This is a genomic window from Microbacterium sp. cf046, assembly GCF_900114345.1.
GTDB lineage: Bacteria > Actinomycetota > Actinomycetes > Actinomycetales > Microbacteriaceae > Microbacterium.
The window spans coordinates 501,649-516,680 of sequence record NZ_FOZJ01000003.1 but is presented as its reverse complement, the minus strand read 5'-3'; the positions used below and the strand labels follow the sequence as shown (position 1 = coordinate 516,680).

15 protein-coding genes are annotated in these 15,032 nt (G+C 69.1%); 4 read left to right on the top strand and 11 right to left on the bottom strand.

Annotation, left to right across the window (positions count from 1 at the left end):
- Positions 1–7 precede the first annotated feature (7 nt).
- Entirely contained in the window at positions 8–379 is a 372-nt protein-coding gene (locus BM349_RS14850; RefSeq protein WP_091707770.1) for an HNH endonuclease, read from the bottom strand.
- A gap of 85 nt (positions 380–464) precedes the next feature.
- Positions 465–797, bottom strand: a complete 333-nt coding sequence (locus BM349_RS14845; RefSeq protein WP_091707767.1) for a cupin domain-containing protein — start codon at positions 795–797, stop codon at positions 465–467.
- Positions 798–1,004: 207 nt separating this feature from the next.
- On the opposite strand from BM349_RS14845, the gene BM349_RS14840 reads away from it, so the two are divergent.
- Positions 1,005–1,925: an aggregation-promoting factor C-terminal-like domain-containing protein gene (locus tag BM349_RS14840; RefSeq protein WP_091707765.1), complete on the top strand. Its 921-nt coding sequence runs from the start codon at positions 1,005–1,007 to the stop codon at positions 1,923–1,925.
- A 94-nt stretch (positions 1,926–2,019) separates the two neighbouring features.
- Here the strand turns inward: BM349_RS14840 and BM349_RS14835 are convergent, their stop codons facing one another.
- Together BM349_RS14835 and BM349_RS14830 are read right to left on the bottom strand one after the other, a co-directional pair.
- Positions 2,020–3,621 (bottom strand): alpha/beta fold hydrolase, encoded by a 1,602-nt coding sequence (locus BM349_RS14835; RefSeq protein WP_175525322.1) that lies wholly within the window; start codon positions 3,619–3,621, stop codon positions 2,020–2,022.
- Between the two features lie 357 nt (positions 3,622–3,978).
- Positions 3,979–5,787 (bottom strand): DUF2207 domain-containing protein, encoded by a 1,809-nt coding sequence (locus BM349_RS14830; RefSeq protein ID WP_091707761.1) that lies wholly within the window; start codon positions 5,785–5,787, stop codon positions 3,979–3,981.
- Between the two features lie 89 nt (positions 5,788–5,876).
- Here BM349_RS14830 and BM349_RS14825 point away from each other — a divergent pair, with 89 nt between their 5' ends.
- Positions 5,877–6,317 (top strand): MarR family winged helix-turn-helix transcriptional regulator, encoded by a 441-nt coding sequence (locus BM349_RS14825; protein ID WP_091707758.1) that lies wholly within the window; start codon positions 5,877–5,879, stop codon positions 6,315–6,317.
- A gap of 11 nt (positions 6,318–6,328) precedes the next feature.
- Here the strand turns inward: BM349_RS14825 and BM349_RS14820 are convergent, their stop codons facing one another.
- The 4 genes from BM349_RS14820 to BM349_RS14805 all read right to left on the bottom strand — a co-directional run bounded on the left by BM349_RS14820 (position 6,329) and on the right by BM349_RS14805 (position 8,936).
- Positions 6,329–7,063 (bottom strand): ABC transporter permease, encoded by a 735-nt coding sequence (locus tag BM349_RS14820; protein ID WP_091707756.1) that lies wholly within the window; start codon positions 7,061–7,063, stop codon positions 6,329–6,331.
- Positions 7,060–7,908, bottom strand: coding sequence for an ABC transporter ATP-binding protein (locus tag BM349_RS14815; protein WP_091707754.1), 849 nt, complete (start codon positions 7,906–7,908; stop codon positions 7,060–7,062). The genes BM349_RS14820 and BM349_RS14815 overlap by 4 nt, the downstream gene beginning before the upstream one ends.
- Positions 7,909–7,983: 75 nt before the next feature.
- Positions 7,984–8,274 (bottom strand): DUF4287 domain-containing protein, encoded by a 291-nt coding sequence (locus tag BM349_RS14810; protein ID WP_091707752.1) that lies wholly within the window; start codon positions 8,272–8,274, stop codon positions 7,984–7,986.
- Positions 8,271–8,936: a TetR/AcrR family transcriptional regulator gene (locus BM349_RS14805; RefSeq protein WP_091707751.1), complete on the bottom strand. Its 666-nt coding sequence runs from the start codon at positions 8,934–8,936 to the stop codon at positions 8,271–8,273. The genes BM349_RS14810 and BM349_RS14805 overlap by 4 nt, the downstream gene beginning before the upstream one ends.
- A 77-nt stretch (positions 8,937–9,013) precedes the next feature.
- On the opposite strand from BM349_RS14805, the gene BM349_RS14800 reads away from it, so the two are divergent.
- The gene (locus tag BM349_RS14800) at positions 9,014–10,198 is read left to right on the top strand and encodes a low temperature requirement protein A (protein WP_091707748.1); all 1,185 of its coding nucleotides are present in this window, start codon (positions 9,014–9,016) and stop codon (positions 10,196–10,198) included.
- A gap of 6 nt (positions 10,199–10,204) precedes the next feature.
- Here the strand turns inward: BM349_RS14800 and BM349_RS14795 are convergent, their stop codons facing one another.
- Together BM349_RS14795 and BM349_RS14790 are read right to left on the bottom strand one after the other, a co-directional pair.
- Positions 10,205–11,836, bottom strand: coding sequence for an L-serine ammonia-lyase, iron-sulfur-dependent, subunit alpha (locus tag BM349_RS14795; RefSeq protein WP_091707746.1), 1,632 nt, complete (start codon positions 11,834–11,836; stop codon positions 10,205–10,207).
- 36 nt (positions 11,837–11,872) lie between these two features.
- Positions 11,873–12,238: a VOC family protein gene (locus BM349_RS14790; RefSeq protein WP_091707743.1), complete on the bottom strand. Its 366-nt coding sequence runs from the start codon at positions 12,236–12,238 to the stop codon at positions 11,873–11,875.
- 78 nt (positions 12,239–12,316) lie between these two features.
- Here BM349_RS14790 and BM349_RS14785 point away from each other — a divergent pair, with 78 nt between their 5' ends.
- On the top strand, positions 12,317–14,212 hold the full coding sequence (locus BM349_RS14785) for an amylosucrase (RefSeq protein WP_091707741.1): 1,896 nt from the start codon (positions 12,317–12,319) through the stop codon (positions 14,210–14,212).
- A gap of 39 nt (positions 14,213–14,251) precedes the next feature.
- Here the strand turns inward: BM349_RS14785 and BM349_RS14780 are convergent, their stop codons facing one another.
- Positions 14,252–14,995 (bottom strand): CDP-alcohol phosphatidyltransferase family protein, encoded by a 744-nt coding sequence (locus BM349_RS14780; protein ID WP_217645680.1) that lies wholly within the window; start codon positions 14,993–14,995, stop codon positions 14,252–14,254.
- Between the last annotated feature and the right edge of the window lie 37 nt (positions 14,996–15,032).

Below are 15,032 nucleotides of genomic sequence, written 5' to 3'. Positions count from 1 at the left end.
GGCCAGGCTACGCGGGCTCCTCCACGGCGAGGTCGGGTGCAGCGGTGAGACCCCGGAGGAACTCGACATGCCGCAGGAGGAACGCGCGCTCGTCGAGCCTTTTGCGCCGCATCCAGCTCGTGACCTCGTCGTTGGACTTGCTCGCGTTGCACGAGCGGCACGCCGGCACGATGTTCTGCACCGTGTAGCGTCCGCCGCGCGAGAGCGGCAGCACGCAGTCGCGCTGCAGCGCCACGTCGACGGCGCCGCAGTACGCGCACCCGCCCCAGGCGGTTCGGATCTCGGCCCATTCGAGAGTGGTCAGGTCGTTTTCCGCGGCATCCATCCGTCGCTTGCGCTTGCGCGAGGCGCGCGCGCGGCGAGACTGACTGACGGCCATGCCCGTCAGCGTACGACCGAGGGATGCCGCCACCCGGGCGGCGCGTCGGTCAGCGCGACTTCACAGGGAGTTCAGAGGTGCAGGCTCACCGCGGCTTCACGACCGTGAACAGGATCACGGAATCCTCGACCGCCTCCAGGGAATGCAGGCCGTCGGGGATCGTGAGCAGGTCGCCGACGGACCCGTTCCACGACGCGTCGCCGAACCTGAGCAGGACGCGACCGGTCAGCACCTGCACGGTGGCCTCACCCGGACTGTCATGGTCTGCGAGCCCTTCACCGGCGCGCAGGGCCATGACGGTCTGACGCAGCTGCCGCTCGTGACCGCCGACGACGGTCTTGGCGCTGCGGCCGTTCGAGGCGTCTCTGGCGTGGCCGAGTTCGTGCCGGGCGAGAGCGATCAACGAGGTCTTCTGCATGGGCGGACCCTTCTCGATTAGCCCCACGGTAGTCCTTCGCCGTGGTCCTGATCAGGGCTTTCCCGCGAGGGCTCTCCCACGGTTCTGCCAGCAACCACATGGGGTTCGTCCAGACGCAGCGCCCAGACTCAGTGTTTTGCGTCCGACCCGAGGGCGCACACCGCCGCACCCGTCGGCGTCAGAGACCTCAGGAAGACTCCCCCCTCCATGCTCGAAGCTCCCCTCACTCGTCGTGCGCTCCGCGCCCGGCGCGAAAGTCGCACCCCGTTCGCCCACCGCGCCGCCACCTTCGGCGTCGCCCTCGGTCTTGCCGGCCTCACCGCCCTCGGCGCGGTGACCCCCGCGATCGCGGCCCAGTCCCCCGTGTCGCCGACCGTCTCGGCAGCGAAGGGGTCGGCGACCGACACCCTGCTCGCGATCTCCGAGCAGGCGCAGGCGACGTTGGATGCCGCCCACACGGCACTGGGCGTCGCATCGACAGTCGAGGCGGACATCGCCGCATCCGGTCTCGATGTCGGTGTCGTCGACACGTCGATCGACACCGACGCCCTGCAGGGCGCGATCGACCAGCTCTCCGCGCTCGACCTGCTGCCGGCGCTCATGCTGCCCGACATCACGGACGCCACCGCGACCGAGACGAAGCAGGTGCTCGCGCGCTCCGCCGTGCTGCGCGACCGGCTCGACGCCGCCGAGGCGAAGAAGGCCGCCGAGGAGGCGGCCGCGAAGGCGGCGGCCGAAGCACAGAAGGCCGCCGAGGAGGCTGCCGCCAAGGCGGCTGCCGACGCCGCGGCGGTCGCCGCCGCCCTGGCGATCACGAACACCCCCGAGGGTGCGCAGGCCACGGCCGCGCAGCTGGCGTCGGCGAACTACGGCTGGGGCTCGGACGAGTTCTCGTGCCTCGTGTCGCTGTGGAACAAGGAATCCGGCTGGAACTACCAGGCCTACAACGACTCCAGCGGTGCCACCGGCATCCCCCAGGCGCTTCCCGGCAGCAAGATGGCCAGCGCCGGCTCGGACTGGGAGTCCAACGCCACGACCCAGATCGTCTGGGGCCTCGGCTACATCGCCTCGGTCTACGGCTCGCCGTGCAGCGCGTGGTCGCACTCCGAGGCGACGAGCTGGTACTGATCACCTCGTGAAGGACACGCACCCCGGCCGCTGCTCAGCGGCCGGGGTGCTGTCCTTCCTGCTCGCGGATCAGACCAACGACGATCCCTCCCCCTCACCCCGTCGTGAAGACCAGTTCGGTCTCCGCCGCGCACGACCCGTCGACGGGAGCCGACGGATCGTCGAGGAACGCGGACATGACGTCTTTCGCGCACTGCGATTTGCCCAGCACATCGTGTCCGGTGAAGGGGAACTCCACCACCTGCACGTTCGACAGGTGCGGGGTCACCTCTTCGATCCACACGGGCGCGGTCGCGGCGTCGAACATGCCCTCCATGATCAGGACGTTCAGATCGCTGACGGCGGGCTCGCTGAGGTCCGGCCGATCGGGCACGTCCCACACGGGGCACTGCTGGAACAGGCGCGCCTGCTTGGGCTGCACCGCGAACACCGCGTCGGGGAATTCGGGCAGCAGCTCCTTCGACCGCGCACGGTATGCCGCTTCGGTCGTGATGTTCGCACTCTCGCCGCAGAAGACGGTCATCGCGAGACCCCAGCCACCCAGTCCGAGGAAGAAGTCGGGTGTCTGAAGCGCCAACAGGGCCTCGACAGTGGACGCCGTATCGCCCTTCGCCATGTCGTCGATCATCTTGGGCACGCCCGACGCATCGCCCCGCTCGCTCGCCATGATGATGGCGTACAGGAACGGGAAGGCGTCGATGTTGACCGTGATCGGCTGTCCCGCGGCATCCGTCGCCTGAACCACCTCGGGCGCCGCGACCAGCCGGTTCACCGTCGCGAAGAAGTCGGCCTCGAGGTCGGGATAGGCCGCAGCACACGAAGGCTGAGCGGCGCAGGCCGCGAATATCGCGCGGAACGAGCTCGCCGGGGCGGACCACCAGTCTTCGGCGATGTTCACATTCGGGGGCGACACCGAATCGAGCACGACGCTGCGGATGCCTTCCGGGTGGTCGCGCAGATACGACAGCGCGAGCCGCGATCCGTAGGAGACGCCGTAGACGTTCCATTCGTCGATGCCCAGTGCGACGCGCAGGTCGGCGAAGTCAGCGGCGTTCTCGGCGGTGTTGTATGCCGCCGGGTCGAAGCCTTCGTCCCGTATGCGCCTGATGCACGCCTCATTGGCCGCGACCGTGGCTGCGGTCGCCTCCGACGACAGGAATGGGATGCTGATCGAATCGTTGTCGGCCTGTTCAGCTTCGGGGCAACTGAGCAGCGGATCGGCGAAGTGCGTGCCGCGCTGGTCGACGAAGATCACCTCGCGGTCGGCGTTGAGTCCGGCGGCGATCTTGCCGGTGATCTCGAACGACCCCGCACCGCCGGGCCCCCCGGCGAGCATCACGATCGGGTCGGGCTCGGGGTCGTCCGATGTTGCGGGCGAACGAATCACGAAGATGCGGATCTGCTTCCCCTCGGGGTCGCCCCTGTTCTCGGGCACCGTGAGGTAGCCGCACCGCACCTCCGGTGGGAACTCGAGTGCTGCGACGCCCTCGATGTTGGGCGACGGACAGTCGACGTACTCGAAGTTGGACGCCGTCGTTCCATCGGGGGCCGGCGCGGTGTCGTCGCTCGAGTCGTCGCTCGACGCCGTGCACCCGGCGAGCAGCAGAACGAGCAGAGAAACCGACGCCGCGAGCCCGCGGACCGGACGTCGGATCGAATGATCCGAGTACATCCGCGTCGTGTGGTTCGTGCGCATGGGTGCGTGCTGTCGCGCTGTCAAGATGCGTGGCATACAGCGCTCGAAGCCCGATGCGCCGCCCGCAGCGCGTATGACGCCTCACCCCCTTTGGCGCGGACGATACTCCCCTCCCGCACGCCGGTCGAGAGCGTCGGATGCAGGCGTCGCAGCGGACAGACCTCTGCCTCGGAAAAGAATCACGGAAAGATAACGGAAACCTCTTCCCTTCCGTTACCTGGTCGTTATAGAGTTCAAGCACGGAAGTTGTTTTGCTGTGGCAACGACCGCATGTGATTGCAGGACACTCTTGGTGCAAGGGACAAGGGCCGGTCGGGAGCCTCTCCGACCGGCCCTGACTTGTGCCGCCTGCGGTCTCTAGACCCCGCCACCACCGCCCCCACCGCCACCGCCGCCCGACGATCCCCCGCCGCCCGAACCCCCGGAACTCGAGGACGAGGACGCGGAACTGGCCGACAGCGTGCTGATCCCCGACGAGAACGAGCCGGCGCTGAATCCGTGCGATCCCGCGTACCAGCCGGGTGAGTTCTCCGGACCGTAGAGCACCGCGAGCTGCTCGGCCCATTGCTTCTCCTGCCCGAACACGACCGCGTACGGGAGCAGGTACTCGTAGAGCTTGAGCATCTGCGCCGGGTCGTTCGGATTGATCCGCACCCGCTCCGCACCCGACGGCGACTGCAGCATGCGGATGCGGTCGGCCTCCGCCCACTCGATGAACTCCTGGAGCCCTTTCAGGTGGTCGCGCACCTCGGCGCCCGCCGCGGTGAGCGGCTTGCGCGAGATCAGCCCGATCACGATGAACAGCACCAGACCTGACGCGACGATCAGCAGGATGGGGATCACCGCGTCGACGTCGGCGGCGAAGGCGAACATGCCGGTGAAGAACACGAGCGCGCCCGCAGCGATCGCCGCCAGCACGGGCAGGGCGCGAGCGCTCGTGGGCACGTTGCGACGCAGCCCCCGCCGGACGAGCTCCTCGCTCGCGAGCTTGAGGATGTTCTGCGCCGCGGAGGAGAACCGCGTGTCGGTGCTGCCGAACTCGTACTCCTCGCCGGGGTTCAGGAACGGGAACAGCCCCGCCAGCAGCAGCCGTCCGTCGCCGTCCGCGCGCGACGGATCGATCAGCTGCGCCTTGAGCTTCACGCCGCCGAAGAACTTGCGGCCGCCCTCCACGATCCGGATGCTGCCCACCACCGCCTGCTCGAGCACTTCGGCGGGGATCGCCTTCGTCGTCCTGCCGAGCAGAACGGCGCTCTCGAGCGCATCGACCTCGCGCGGCGGCGTGTACTCCGCGATGATCGTCGGCCTGCCTGGATCATCGCGCAGATGTCGGACCCGCACGATGATCGCGTAGATGAGTGCGGCGAGGAGACCGAGCCCCGCGACGCCGTTCAGCCACCCCCACGGCGACGCGAGGTATGACGAGTCGAACGGGACGAACGTGCCCTCCTCGAATGCGACGGCGATCGTGACGGTCTGGTACGGGTACACCGGGGACGAGGATGCCGCGAACGTCGCGCCGCCGTCGGATGCCGCTTCGCGCACCAGATCGCACGTCTGGTCGCCGCCCTGGTAACCGACATAGCAGGCCTGGTTGCCCGTCAGCGAGCCGGCCAGGTCGGCGGGCACCACGAGCCGCACCGAGACGCGCCCGAATTCCTGCTGCCACTCGGTGCCGTTGACGTCCCAGTAGAACTCGTCGACGCCGGTGTCTTCGAAGTACCGCGCGACGTTCTCGAGCGTGTAGGTGAACACGTAGGTCTGGGCGCCGTGCACGTAGTCGCCCGCCCGCGAGGTCATGTAGTAGTAGCCGTCCTCCGACAACGTTTCGGACTCCCGAGGATTGCCGTCGCCGTCGGTGATCGAGACCAGCTCGGGGTTGAGCGGCGCGCCCAGATACGAATCGGGGATGCTGCGACGCATGCCCATGTTCTGGTCGTAGTCCGGGAACAGTGCCACGAACCGCTCCTCGACCAGGAGCGTGCTGGTGCCGTCATCCGCCCTGCCGAGCGTGTACTGCACGTCCATGCTCTCGAACGTGAAGTCGTTCAGATTCGGCGACGCGGCCGCTGCGGTGTCAGCGCTCGACCACGCCGACAGCAGCGCGACCGGCAGCCCCAGAGCCACCAGAGCGACGACGAACACCCGCAGCAGCTTTGCCCCCATGGCGAACAGCCTAGGGGCCCGCGGAATCGGCCAGCGCCCCACCTGGGCGCTGGATGTCACCACGCGCCGATTCGCCTAATGTTGTCGCTATGACCGACCGGCGGCTGGCAATCGATGCCTGGGAGAGCCTGTTCCGCGCCCAGCACGAGGTCTTCGACGAGATCAGCTGCGACTTCGACGAGACCACGCTCACCCAGGCGGAATACGACGTGCTGCTCACGGTGACCCGCGGCGAGGGCATGACCGCGCGCCTGCGCGATGTGACTGCGAACATGCTGATCAGTCAGCCCAGCGTCTCGCGTCTCGTCGACCGGATGGCCTCGCGCGGCCTGATCTCCAAGTGCGCCGACCCCGACGATGGTCGCGGGGCCCTGGTGCGCGCAACCGTCGAGGGTGCCGCGGCCTTCCGCAAGGTGGCATCGACTCACGGGCGCTCGATCGCGGACCGCATGTCGCTGCTGGATGATGACGAACTCGCGCAGCTGAGGGACCTCACCGCGAAGCTGCGCACACGGCAGGAGAGCTGCTAGCCCGCTCCGCCCTAGGGGGTCCGTCGACGCAGCGTGAGCGACGCGAGCACGAGCGCACCGACGAGGAACGCCCCGACGATCAGCAGCGGTCCGTAAACGTCCCATCCCTCGTCGCCTGCGGTGACGGCGTTGATCGCGTCGATCGCGTAGCTCAGCGGCAGGAAGTTGCTGATGACGTAGAGCGCTTCGGGCATCTCGTCGCGCGGCATGAACAGGCCGCCGAGCAGGATCTGCGGGAACACGATCAGCGGCATGAACTGCACGGCCTGGAACTCGGTGCGTGCGAAGGCGCTCGCGAGCAGTCCGAGTGCCATGCCCAGCACGGCGTCGGTCACGGCGACGAGACCGAGCTGCCACACCGGTCCGTCCGTGTCGAGCCCGCACACCCACACCGCGAACGAGACCGTCACGATCGCCTGCACCATGGCCATCAGGCCGAAGGCCAGCGCGTATCCGAGGATGAAGTCCGCCTTGCCGAGCGGGGTGGTCATCAGCCGCTCCAGCGTGCCGGAGCGACGCTCCCGCAGCGTGGTGATCGACGTGATCAGGAACATGATGATGAAGGGGAACAGCGCCAGGATCGGCGGTCCGTAGATGTCGAAGACGCCGTCCTGATCGCTGAACAGCCAGGCGAACAGCCCCACGAGCAGGCTCGGCGCGATCAGCATGAGGGCGATCGAGCGGTGGTCGTGGCTGAGCTGGCGCAGCACGCGCCCTGCGGTGGCGAACGTGCGCGTCCCGTTCATCGTTCCCCCTCCGGTCCGGTCGGAGGATGGCGCAGCTCATGTCTGGTGAGCGGATGATCCCCATCGGTCCCGGCATCGGTCGAAGGGTCGCGACCCGCGGTCACATCGCGCTCTATGAGCGCGAGGAACGCGGCATCCGGATCCGGCGCGCCGGTGTCGGCCAGAAGCCGGTCGGGCGTCGTATCGGCGATGATCCGCCCCGCTCGCATGAGCAGGATCCGATCGCAGCGCAGCGCCTCGTCCATGACGTGACTGCTCACGAGGATCGTCGTGCCCCGATCGGCGAGCGCGCGGAACACCGACCACAGCTCGCCGCGCAGCAGCGGGTCCAGCCCCACGGTCGGCTCGTCCAGCACCATCAGCTCGGGGGCGCCGAGCATCGCCACTGCGAGCGAGACGCGGCTCTCCTGACCGCCGCTGAGCGACTCGACGGTCTGCTTCGCGTGGTCCTCCAGTCCGGTCTCCGCGATGACCCGATCCACATCCGTGCGCGGCGCGCCGATCAGGCGCGCGAAGTACGACAGGTTCTGCCGGATGGTGAGGTCCGCGTACACGGACGCGGCCTGGGTGTCGTAGGCGACGCTGTGCCGCAGCTGCGAAGAGCCGGCGGGTGCGTCCAACACGGTCACGGTGCCCCCGGCGACCTTCTGCACGCCGACGATCGAGCGCATCAGCGTGGTCTTGCCGCATCCCGACGGACCGAGCAGGCCGGTGATCTGCCCACGGGGGATGTCGAGCTGCAGCCCGTCGAAGACGACGTTCTTTCCGCGTTTGACGTGCAGCCCGCGCACCTCGACGGCGTTGGCACCCGCGGCGACCGGCGTGCTCCCCTGGGACTTATTCATCACGTGATGAATTATCCACTCGGCGCACCTGCCGCGTCAAGGCCCGGCGTGACGCCGATGCCCGTCCCCGACCGGTCAGCCGGCCGGGTTTGTCGCCTTGCCCTCGAGCCAGAGCGTGTCGGACGGATCGCTGTGGGCGGTGCCGGTGTTCACGTGCTTGGCGCTGATCTTGTCGCCTTTCGTGATTACGTGCACCAGCGCCATCGCGTGGCCGCGGCCGAGGTCGTAGTCCTCGGCGAGCCAGGCGACGATCTCGCTCGACTTCGTGCCCGGGCCGAAGCCCTTCTCGGTCGCCAGATCGATGAACTGCCGAGGGGTGAGACCCGTCTTGTCCTCGATGTTGTCCAGGTACGCCTGAAACGTCATTCCGTGCTCTTCCTCTCTGCCGCCCCTGCGGCACTGGTCTGCGCCGGCACGGCGGGATCCGTCATGTAATGCTGGACCGTCGGCCCGACGCGCGCCACGATGTCATCGACGCTCGCCCCCGCGATCGCCGGCAGCTGCAGCACGTAGCGGGCCAGCAGCATCCCGGCGATCTGGCTGGCGACCAGCGACGCGCGGAACGCGGCATCCGGCGCGTCGATCCGGGCCGCGATGCGCCCGATCAGCTCGCGCTGCAGGAAGCCGGCCAGCAGCGGCGTGGTCAGTCGGTTCCCCACACCGGTGCGGAGCAGTGTGACGCCACGCTTGCGCGTCTCGGGGCGCTCCCACGCATCCAGCACGTACCGCACGATGCGCTCGCCGAGTGCGTCCTGGGGTCCTTCGAGCAGCGCCGGGATGTCGAGGTCGGGGCGCATCGGCGCCCCCACCGTCTGGGCGAACAGGTCGGCCTTCGTGCCGAAGTAGTGGTGCACGAGGGCGGAGTCCACACCGGCCCGAGCCGCGATTGCGCGCATCGTCGCGCCGTCGTATCCCAGCTCGCCGAACTCGTCGACGGCTGCAGCGATGATCCGCTGCTGGGCGTCGGACTCACCACCCCTGGGCCGACCGCGTCGCCGCTTCGGCGTCGGCACCGCGTACTCGGGCATGCGGTCAGCCTAGACCTGGGGCAGGACGACCCCGGCGGGATGCGGGGCGCCCACGGCCTGCGATGTCAGGATGAGGCATGGTCTTCGGGATGCGGCGCAACGTGCTGCGGCCCGCCGACTCGCCGCGCGCCGACCGGGTCACGTATGTCGAGCTGTTCTTCGACCTCGTCTTCGTCTTCGCGCTGACGCAGCTGTCTGCGTACCTGTACGAGAACCAGACGCCGCTCGGCGCCCTCGAGGGCGTGATCATGGTCTGCGCGCTCTGGTGGGCGTGGGTCTCGACGACCTGGGTGACGAACTGGCTCGACCCCGTCAAGCTCCCGGTGCGCGGGGCGGTTCTGGCCCTCGCGTTCGTGTCGTTCGTGATGAGCGTCGCGATCGCCGAGGCGTTCGGCGACCGCGCGTGGACCTTCGCGATCGCCTTCGTCGTGCTGCAGGTCGGACGCACGGCGTTCATCGTCTGGGCAACCGCGCGGCACGATCCGGCCGTCTCCCGGGACTTCCTCCGGATCCTGGTCTGGACCGGCGCCGGCGCGGTGCTGTGGATCACCGGCGCGGTGCTTCCGCTCTCGCTGCAGCTGCCCCTGTGGGCTGCGGCGCTGGTGCTGGAACTCGTCGGCACGGTACTGGGGTACCCCGTCCCCGGGCTCGGTCGTGTGAACATCGCGTCATGGGATGTGTCGGGCCCGCACATCGCCGAGCGCTCCGCGCTGTTCGTGCTGATCGCGCTGGGTGAGGGTCTGCTCGTGACGGGCTTCGCGTTCGTCGCGACGGAGTCATCCGCCGAGAGCATCGTCGCGATGACGGCCGCGTTCGTCGCTGCGGCCTCCGCCTGGTGGATCTACTTCGACCACGGCGAGCGCATCGGAGCCGAGGCGATCGAAGCCGCGGCGGAGCCCGGGCGCCTGGTGCGCACGGCGTACACCTGGACGCATCTGCTGATCATCGCGGGGATCGTGCTGCTCAGCGTGGGCGACAAGGAGGCGCTCGGACACCCCCACGCGCACAGTCTCGCCGCCACGGTGGTCACACTCGGCGGTCCGCTGCTCTTCCTGGTCGGCACTGTGCTGTTCCGCCGCGTGCTCGAACGCCGATGGGCGACGGCGCACGTGATCGGCGTGGTCGGCATCCTGCTGCTCGCCGCCCTCACCCCGGTGCTCGACGCGCTCGGCGAGTCGGTCGCGGTCACGCTGCTGCTGGTCGCCGTCGCGATCGGCGAGACCATCGGACGCGTGCGGCTAGGTCGCCGCAGCGGAGGCTGAGCCGCCTCAGCACTCGATGACGTTGACCGCGAGGCCGCCCTCGCTGGTCTCCTTGTACTTGTGCGACATGTCGATGCCGGTCTGCCGCATCGTCTCGACCACCGCGTCGAGCGAGACGTAATGGCTGCCGTCGCCGCGCAGCGCCAGCCGCGCCGCTGTCACGGCGGTCGAGGCCGCGATCGCGTTGCGCTCGATGCACGGGATCTGCACGAGCCCGCCCACGGGGTCGCACGTCAGTCCGAGATGGTGCTCCATCGCGATCTCGGCGGCGTTCTCGATCTGCCGGTTCGTGCCGCCCATGACGGCCGTCAGGCCGCCCGCGGCCATCGCGCACGCCGACCCGACCTCGGCCTGACAGCCGCCCTCGGCGCCTGAGATCGAGGCGTTCGCCTTGAACAGCGACCCCAGCGCGGTCGCCGTGAGCAGGAAGCGCCGGATGCCGCGACGCCGGTTGGCGTCGGCGATGAGCTCCTCGTCGATCACGTCGGGCACGATCGGTCCGAGCTGCTGGCGGCCCGCGAAGCCGAGCAGCGCGCTGCCCACGAGCTCCCCGTAGGGCGTGACGGCGTTGCCCGCTCCGAGACCGGAGTCGGCCAGGAACCGCCACCAGTACATCGCGACGGCGGGAAGGATGCCGGCCGCGCCGTTCGTGGGGGCGGTGACCACCCGCCCGCCGGCGGCGTTCTCCTCGTTCACGGCGAGCGCGAAGGCTCCGAGCCACTCCCCCGGCAGCTCGCGATGCCCGGCGTGCTCCGATTCCTCCAGCTGCGCCCGGATGGCGCCCGCGCGGCGCTTGACCTGCAGCATCCCCGGCAGCACGCCGTCGGCGTGGAGTCCGGCCTCCACGCATGCCGACATCGCCTGCCAGATCCGGTCGAGTCCGTCCGCGATCTCCTCGTCGGTCCGCAGCGCCTGCTCGTTGATGCGCGCGGCCTCGGCGATCGTGATCCCGCGCTCGTCGCAGAGGTTCAGCAGCTCCTCGGCGCTGTCGAACGAGAGCGGGAGGGCCCGCTCGGTCACCCGTGGCGGCTCGCCTTCACGGCGGATGAACCCCCCGCCGATCGAGTAGTACGTCTCGCGCAGCACGAGACCGCGATCGTCCTTGTCCTCGCGAGGCCCCGGAACCGCCTCGGCGGCGGCCGATGCTGCGCCGGTCGAGCGGATGCCGGCCGCGGCGAGCCGCGCCGCGACATCGACCCCGTTCGCTGAGCCGCCCTGCCCCACGGCGTCCGCGATCCACGCCTCGAGCGTCATCGCATTGGGATGCGCGGGCAGCCTCGTCCGCGGTGCGAACACCACGTCGGACTTCTCGAACGGGATACCGTGGGTGCCGTCCAGCTCGAGGTGCTGCCCGGGCGGCCATGCGGTCCATGCCGCCCGCACCACCGCCGGATCGACGGTCTCGGGCGAGAGTCCCTGCAGCCCCGCGACGACGGCGTCCGGTGTTCCGTGGCCGATCCCGGTCGCGCCGAGCGAGCCGTACAGCGTGCAGGTGACCCGGGCGACGCGATCGAGCAGTCCTTCCTCGCGCAGACGGATCGCGAAATCACGGGCCGCCCGCATGGGTCCGACCGTGTGGGAGCTCGAGGGTCCTACTCCGATGGAGAACAGCTCGAACGCCGAGACGTATGCGCTCACACGCTCCAGGCTACGCCCCGGGCGGGCGCCGCCGACTCAGGGCCGCTGGAACGCGACGAGGCCCACGGTGTTGCCTTCGGAGTCCTTGATGAACGCCTGCCACTCGTCGTGCCCGGCGGGTCCGAGCGTGTCGTCATGGTGGTGGAAGATCACGTGCGGGTGCGCGACGATGTCGGCGAGGCCGTCGAGGCGTTCGACCGCCTCGTGCACGTTGTCGACGTGCAGGTACAGCAGCGACGCCGGGGCGTTGCGATCCAGCAGCAGCCGCACGCCATCGAGGTCGAAGAACAGCAGCCCCGGCTCGTCGAAGCGTGCTGTCGGGGTGGACTCGAGCAGCACCGTGTAGAAGTCCGCCGCGCGTCCGAGGTCGTCCGCGTGCAGCGCCACCTGAACAAGTCTCATCGAGACCTCCCGTGTCGAGTGCTGACAGTCTGCCAGCCCTATTGTGAGACCAGGCAACCGGACGCACAAAGGAGTGTCATGCCGAGACTCACTGCTGAGTGGACAGGCGACATCGAAGAGATCCGGCGCCTGGCCTCGCAGCGCGCCGGCACGTTCGATGCCGCCTTCGCCCGGCGCTTCACCGCGCACTTCCCCACCCTGCATCCGCTGTTCGTGACGCTCTACGGCGAGCGCGACGACGGTCTCGAGCAGCTCGCGGCGGTCATCGCGGAGGCGGCGGCGTCCTGGAACGAGCGCCCGCTCGAACTGAAGGCGCGCGACGATCTGCGAGAGCAGGAGCCGGACTGGTACCTCTCGAATCAGATGCTCGGCGGCGTCTGCTACGTCGATCGCTACGCGGGCGATCTGCGTGGCGTCCGCGACAGCATCCCCTACTTCGAAGAGCTCGGCCTGACCTACCTGCACCTCATGCCGCTGTTCGAAAGCCCGGAGGGCAACTCCGACGGCGGGTACGCGGTGTCCAGCTATCGGCACGTGAACCCGGCGCTGGGCACGATGCAGGACCTGAGCGCCCTCGCCGCCGACCTGCGCCTGGCCGGCATCTCGCTCGTCGTGGACTTCATCTTCAACCACACCAGCAGCGAGCACGAGTGGGCGCGCAAGGCGGTCGCAGGCGAGCCCGGCTACGAGGACTTCTACCTGATCTTCCCCGATCGCACGATGCCCGACGCGTACGAGCAGACCGTGCGCGAGATCTTCCCCGACGACCACCCGGGCTCTTTCGTCCAGCTGCCGGACGGCCGCTGGATCTGGGCGACCTTCTACCACTTCCAGTGGGACCTGAACTATGCCAACCCGGCCGTGTTCCGGGCGATGGCCGGTGAGATGCTCTTCCTGGCGAACCAGGGCGTCGAGATCCTGCGGATGGATGCGGTCGCGTTCATCTGGAAGCAGCTGGGCACCCCGTCCGAGTCGCTGCCCGAAGCGCATCTGCTGCTGCGCGCGTTCAACGCCGTGCTGCGGATGGCTGCGCCGAGCCTGCTGTTCAAGTCCGAAGCGATCGTGCATCCGGACGAGGTGATCGAGTACGTCTCGCTCGAGGAGTGCCAGCTCTCGTACAACCCGCTGCAGATGGCCCTCACGTGGGAGGCGCTCGCGACCCGCGACCCGCGCCTGCTGCAGCAGGCGCTCGAGCGCCGCCACGCACTGCCCGCCGGCACCGCCTGGGTCAACTACGTGCGCAGTCACGACGACATCGGATGGACGTTCGCCGATGAGGATGCCGCCGAACTGGGCATCGACGCGTACTCGCATCGCCGCTTCCTCAACGACTTCTACGTCACGCGGTTCCCGGGCAGCTTCGCGCGCGGAGTGCCGTTCCAGGAGAACCCGAAGACCGGCGACGCGCGCATCGCGGGCACGACGGCATCCCTCGCAGGAGTCGAGGCGGGCGACCCCGCAGGCGTCGACCGGGTGCTCCTGGCGCACGCGATCGCCATGTCGACCGGCGGCGTGGCGCTGCTCTATCTCGGCGACGAGGTGGCGCAGCTCAACGACTACTCCTACGTCGACGACGAGACGACCGCGGGCGACAGCCGCTGGGTGCATCGGCCCCGACGGCCGGCCGAGCGCTACGACCAGCGGACGGATGCCGCGACCGACGCGGGTCGCGTCTACAGCGGGCTGACCGCGCTGATCCGCGCACGACAGGGCACGCCCGAGTTCGCCGGCGGAGAGCTGATCGGATTCGATGCCCGGCATCCATCGGTCCTGGCCTACCAGCGGCCCGGTGCGGATGCCGTCATCCTCGTCCTGGCGAACGTCGGCGACGACCCCGCGCTGATCGACCCGCTGACCCTGAGCGGGTTCTCCTCAGCCGCGACGGACGTCCTCAGCGGCGACGAGATCGACCTGGCGCGCGGGCTCGCCCTGCTTCCGCACGGCTTCGTGTGGCTGCGGGCGACACCGCGCTGAGGGGCACCGTCCGGGTTTCGGCCCGCTCGCCGAGCTCACTCACAGCGAGCGATCCTCGTGCTCGCGCTGCTCCGCCACGACCGGGTCGACTCGCTCAGCGCGGCGCCGGAACAGCCAGATGACATCGCGCCCGAAAGACTCGACCAGCAGCCCCAGGGCCGCGAGCGTCAGAACGATGTCCGCCCACACGGGCATGAGCCCGGACGCGACGACCGTCATACCGATCCCCACCAGCGCAGCGACCACCTTGCGCCAGTACCTCGGCGGCAGGGTGGCCGTCATCCACGGCAGGACCCAGCCGACGGCGACGAATGCGTAGCGCATGCCTCCGATCGCGAGCACCCACCACCCCAGACTCTGTGCGACATACGCACTGAGGACCAGGATCAGGAAGGCGTCCACCTCCATGTCGAACCGGGCGCCGAGCGCGGAGGCGGTCTGCGTGCGGCGGGCGATCCATCCGTCGACGGCGTCTCCGACGAGCGCGACGGCCGTCAATCCGACCAGCAGCGGCACCGAGACAGATGCCGTGAACGAGGTCGCCACGAGCGCGGTGACGAGCCCGACGAGCGTCGAGCGCGCGGCCGTGACGGCGTTCGCGGGTCCGAAGTGGAGTGTTCCGTGTCGACGCAACCCCCTGGTGAGCAGGACGTTCGAGCAGACAAGGTAGAGGAGTCCGGCACACCAGCCGACGACCGAGAGCGCACTGAACCAGCCGATCACGGCCAGCCCGACGGCGCCGGCGAGGATCGACCAGAGCGGAGCGATATGAACCTTTTGCACTGTGCGACTCGTTCTCTCTTCATGGGTACCACTCATG